At 47.5% G+C, this 4,656-nt stretch carries 8 protein-coding genes; 7 read left to right on the forward strand and 1 reads right to left on the reverse strand.

Annotated features, from left to right (window positions below):
* Nucleotides 1–106, reverse strand: a 106-nt coding sequence (locus RMO35_RS14685) for a site-2 protease family protein (RefSeq protein WP_309742082.1), incomplete at its 3' end; no start/stop codon positions are given.
* A 282-nt stretch (nt 107–388) separates the two neighbouring features.
* Between RMO35_RS14685 and rpsO the strand changes: the two genes are divergently transcribed.
* The 7 genes from rpsO to RMO35_RS14720 all read left to right on the forward strand — a co-directional run.
* Nucleotides 389–667 carry a 30S ribosomal protein S15 gene (gene rpsO / locus RMO35_RS14690; protein ID WP_309742075.1) on the forward strand — a complete coding sequence of 93 codons (279 nt, stop codon included), beginning with the start codon at nt 389–391 and terminating at the stop codon, nt 665–667.
* A gap of 140 nt (nt 668–807) precedes the next feature.
* Entirely contained in the window at nt 808–1,287 is a 480-nt protein-coding gene (locus RMO35_RS14695) for a PAM68 family protein (RefSeq protein ID WP_309742076.1), read from the forward strand.
* A 97-nt stretch (nt 1,288–1,384) separates the two neighbouring features.
* Nucleotides 1,385–2,182, forward strand: coding sequence for an acyl-ACP--UDP-N-acetylglucosamine O-acyltransferase (gene lpxA / locus RMO35_RS14700; RefSeq protein ID WP_309742077.1), 798 nt, complete (start codon nt 1,385–1,387; stop codon nt 2,180–2,182).
* Between the two features lie 135 nt (nt 2,183–2,317).
* Nucleotides 2,318–2,695, forward strand: a complete 378-nt coding sequence (locus RMO35_RS14705; protein ID WP_309742078.1) for a hypothetical protein — start codon at nt 2,318–2,320, stop codon at nt 2,693–2,695.
* A gap of 98 nt (nt 2,696–2,793) precedes the next feature.
* Nucleotides 2,794–3,333: a Dps family protein gene (locus RMO35_RS14710; RefSeq protein WP_309742079.1), complete on the forward strand. Its 540-nt coding sequence runs from the start codon at nt 2,794–2,796 to the stop codon at nt 3,331–3,333.
* 196 nt (nt 3,334–3,529) lie between these two features.
* Nucleotides 3,530–4,306, forward strand: a complete 777-nt coding sequence (locus RMO35_RS14715) for a ChaB family protein (RefSeq protein WP_309742080.1) — start codon at nt 3,530–3,532, stop codon at nt 4,304–4,306.
* A 170-nt stretch (nt 4,307–4,476) separates the two neighbouring features.
* Nucleotides 4,477–4,656, forward strand: a 180-nt coding sequence (locus RMO35_RS14720; RefSeq protein WP_309742081.1) for a hypothetical protein, incomplete at its 3' end; no start/stop codon positions are given.

A 4,656-nucleotide genomic window follows, 5' to 3' on the forward strand; every position in this document is an offset into this window, starting at 1 on the left:
AAAATTTATTGGCATATATACCCTGTAATCTGGCTGCTAAAAAGTGCCCCAGTTCGTGGACAAAAATTAATAATGCTAAAACGCCGATCGCCGCCAATGTTGACATATTTTCTCTTGTTTTGACCTACTATCCTCATTTTAGTCGGCGAGTGAGGAGTGTGGGGGTAGGGTAATGGGTAATGGGTAAAAGGTAAGAGGTAATGTGTAATGGGTAAAAGGTAAGAGGTAATGGGTAAAAGGTATGAAGTAATACCGCTGTCATTTATCAATACTCAGGTACTATTCACTATCCACTATCCACTCCTCACTAATTTTCCATCTCTAGTCAAACCAAACATTAAATGCTAAAATAGTAAGTTGCAAAATTTAATTATAGTTTTCAGTATTCATGACACTAACCCAAGAACGCAAGCAAGAAATCATGTCGCAGTATCAGTTGCACGCAACAGATACAGGCTCGTCAGATCTGCAAGTCGCTATGCTGACTGAGAGAATCAACCGTCTGAGCGAACACCTCAAAGCCAACAAAAGCGATCATGCTTCCCGTCGAGGCTTATTGAAAATGATCGGACAACGCAAACGGTTACTGGCATTTATCCAAGTCGAAAGCGTTCAACGTTACCAAAGCCTAGCCGACAGCCTGGGTATCCGCCGCGTCAAAGACTAATAACTACTGACTAGTAGCTAGTTATTAGCCAGGTTTAATCGAGTCTGAGTAGTTAGGCTCGATCGATCCAGATCGCCCCAGCTTATCGGTTCGTACAGATACTCTTTTCACCATCGATCGCCCTAAATCGGAACATCCCTATGTCTGCTGAGAATCCTCGCCAATCCGTACCGTTTGAGCCGCGTAAGAGTGGCAAGCAGCGCAAACCTGCCGCTAAAAAAGGCACCCCGATCGTCAAGCCAGCGACGCCAGTACCAGCGATCGACGAGCAAGGTTCGGGGTATATTCCCGATATCGTTAGTGGGCGGATGATTCGGCGGGTATTGGTATTTTGCGGGATTCCAGTACTGATGGGGATGGGCGTATTTATCGGTAGTTATTTTATCCTGATCAATCACATTGCCAAAGTCCCGAATACGCTCGTCTTACTGACGAGTATGGGCTGTCTGGGATTGAGCGTCTTGGGGCTAACTTATGGTATCCTATCTGCTTGTTGGGACGAAGAAGAAGATAGCACGGGTACTCTCCTTGGTTGGCAAGAATTTAAAATCAACTTTGGCAGAATGGCAGATGCCTACCGTGCATCCAAACAGATGCAGCGGGAGGATTTCGATCGCTAATTTCGATCGTCTGTCAACGACTACTAGGCAGCCTAAGTAAAACAACCATTGCTGCCGTTCCAGATCTTCGCTCTCATCCCCCATCTCCTAAACGATCGTGCAAATTCATCCCACCTCAGCGATCGAACCTGGAGCCAAAATTGGTGAGAATGTGACGATCGGGCCATTTTGTTACATTCGACATGATGTAGAGATTGGGGATAATTGTACTTTAGATGCACATGTAACGCTGCTACCTTACACCTCGATCGGTCACAACTGTCATATCCATAGCAATGTCGTCTTAGGCGATTTACCCCAAGATTTAGCATTTAAAGACGAGCCGAGCTACGTCAAGATCGGGGAAAATTGTAGCCTCAGAGAAGGAGTCACCATTCATCGCGGTACCAAGGCGGGATCGGTGACGACAGTGGGTAATAACTGCCTCTTGATGGCAAACAGTCACCTCGCCCACAATGTCGTGCTGGGTAATGATGTAATCGTCGCCAATGGAGCGCTACTAGCGGGTTACGTTAGCGTTGGCGATCGCGCATTTATCAGCGGCAATTGTTTGGTACATCAATTTGTCAGTGTCGGTAGACTAGTGATGATGGCTGGTGGTTCGGCAGCTCAGAAAGATATTCCCCCATTTTGCATGACCCGCAGTACTACGCTCAACAAAGTTATGGGTTTGAATACAGTGGGGTTGCGGCGAGCGGGATTTACATCCGAGCAAAGATTGACACTCAAACGCGCGTTCAAGATTCTCTATCAATCTAATTTATTAATTCCAGAAGCTTTAACCAAACTAGAAGCTGAATTTGATTCGGAGTTAGTCCGAGAAATTTGCGATTTTATCAAACAATCTCAGCGGGGTATTGCTGGCTACGTCCGTCAGCGTCAGCGTGAGGAATAAATCGATTCTCTGTCGATCGATAGAGATTGGCGCGAGCCACTAATTGCCACAAATCTCTCTGTAGAGTGATTCGACGATCGGGTGCTTCAAAGTATTGTTATTAAATGAAGCACTAATTGATGAACACTAAAAGTTATGAAATTTCAGCTCGATCGTTTAGTTGCTACTGTCGGCGCTCGAATCGCCAAATTAATTAGTGGCGTATTGGTGCTGGCGGTTGTTTGGCAGAGTGTCTTCTTAGGCGTCAATATTGCCAACGCATCCCCAGTCATCGCTACCAGCGTCGATAGTATGTCGAAACAAGTATCTGGGACAGCAGATGAAATGCGCGGTTCTGCCAAAAAAGCGATCGGCAAAACACAGTCAGAGCTAGAAGACCAGAGGGGATCCGCAACAGCAGCTCTGAAAGAAAACACAGACAAAGCCAAGGATGCGATCGATACTGGTGCCGAGAAAGTTGAAAACGCTGCCGAGACAGTAGCCGATCGAGTAAAAGGATTCTTTGGTAAATAGTCCGCTTGCTGGCTGCTAAATTTACCTTATTAACCTTCAAGATTTCGCTACTAACCAAGATTTACTAACAATTTCGATAAATATTATTGGAGACAATCATGCGTAGCATTAACATTGGTTTGACTGACGAACAACGTTCTGGTGTCATCGACTTACTCAATCATGACTTAGCCGATTCATATCTACTAGTCGTCAAAACTAAAAAATTTCATTGGGACGTAGTTGGCCCCCAATTTATCTCGCTGCACGAACTCTGGGACAAGCAGTATGAAGCCGTCTCCGCTAACATCGACGCGATCGCCGAGCGGATTCGTTCGCTAGGTGGCTACCCGATCGGGACGATGAAAGGCTTCCTCGAATATGGCTCCCTCGCCGAGCATCCTGGCAACATCCCGATGGCAACAGGTATGGTCAGCGCCTTAGTCGAAGATCACGAACAAATCATCCGCAACCTCCGCGAACATCTCGATACTTGTAGCGAAGAATTCCACGATGAAGGTACTGCCGATTTCTTGACTGCCATCATGGAACAGCACGAGGAAATGGCGTGGATGCTCCGCTCGTTTATCGAGGGTGAAGCTCTTCAAGCTAACGGTGCGCGTCCCGATATGCAAATGAAGGCTCCCGTAACGGTCTAGCTGACGCTCGGGCGGACGGGTCGCCTGACTCGTTCGCACCAGCTTAGCGGCTATGTCGGCATTTAGACAAACTGCTAAATTATCTCTACGCTCGGTTCTTTTTAGCCGAGTGTGGCAGTTTGGCGAACTAAGTTCGATCGAGCCGAATACTTGCGTCGATCTACTTTTTTACTAAAATAATCACCTATAAATTCTCATGGCAGAAACACAAATCCTTGCACCTGTAGTAGAACGCACGATTTCCGCGATTTTTGCCGAACAAAGTCAAATCGATGGTGTTGTTCGCCGCCTGATCGATCGCGGCATTCCCAAAGAGGATATCTCTGTACTCGGACGCAATTTCCAATCAGAGACGCGCATCACCGGATTTATCACCAAGCGCGACGTTATCCTCGGTGGACTGCGAAGCGGCGCAATTTTTGGTTCTTTATTCGGCTCTTTCTTGAGCTTGCTCACGGGTGTTGGCGTCTTGCTGATTCCGTTTGTCGGGCCAGTTGTCGCCGCAGGGCCGATTGGAGCCATCTTGCTCGGGGCGGCTAGCGGCGCGATCGCAGGTAGTGCGGGTGCCGGGTTAGTATCCGTCTTGACAGCGGTTGGTATGCCGGAAGAACAAGCTGCTCTATATCAAACGCGCCTCGAAGCAGGTGAATTTATGATGATGTTGGAAGTTCCTGCCGATCGAGTCGGTGAATACCAGATCCTCTTAGAAAGCGCAGGCGGTAAAGACATCCACACTGCTGATGCACCATTACCCCGTGCTGGCGGCGCATACAACAGCCCAGAAGACCTTTCACCAGAAATTCGCACGCATCTATCGCCAGAAGCTCAGGGCGTCTTTATCACGGCTTACAGCGCGGCTTACAACGATAGCCAAGATAAAACCACAGCCGAGCACGCTGGTTGGGAAAAGGTGCAAGAGCAATTTGACGAGGATGAAAATGGGGTCTGGTCGAAGGTTAAAGTCGCACTTTAATCATCGGAGCGCCTATTTAGCAAATAACTCGATGGCTAGTTGTTAATGCAATTGCGGCTATCTGTCGATCGATAGATGCCTGTGTCTGCAATCTAAGTGATGGAATTTGGTGGCAGGGGCTGTACCATAGAAAATAATGTAGTTGTGTATACCGCACGCCCAAACATTCTATGGATGATGTGAATATTCCTCAAGCTCTGCCAGTAAATAGTGCCTCCGGTACCGATCGCCAGCAGCAATCTACTGGGCGATTGCATACGATTACCGACGCATGTGCGGCAATGAAAGATGAAATTGCTAGTGAGGCACAACAAATGATTTGTGGCACAGAAAAGACGGGCAAACCGCCT

The sequence above is a fragment of the Chamaesiphon sp. OTE_20_metabat_361 genome, assembly GCF_031364565.1.

What these genes read in the sequence shown, in the direction of transcription:
- rpsO (WP_309742075.1), top strand. Translation starts at nt 389, where the DNA reads ATGACACTAACCCAAGAACGCAAGCAAGAAATCATGTCGCAGTATCAG.
- RMO35_RS14695 (WP_309742076.1), top strand. Translation starts at nt 808, where the DNA reads ATGTCTGCTGAGAATCCTCGCCAATCCGTACCGTTTGAGCCGCGTAAG.
- RMO35_RS14705 (WP_309742078.1), top strand. Translation starts at nt 2,318, where the DNA reads ATGAAATTTCAGCTCGATCGTTTAGTTGCTACTGTCGGCGCTCGAATC.
- RMO35_RS14710 (WP_309742079.1), top strand. Translation starts at nt 2,794, where the DNA reads ATGCGTAGCATTAACATTGGTTTGACTGACGAACAACGTTCTGGTGTC.
- RMO35_RS14715 (WP_309742080.1), top strand. Translation starts at nt 3,530, where the DNA reads ATGGCAGAAACACAAATCCTTGCACCTGTAGTAGAACGCACGATTTCC.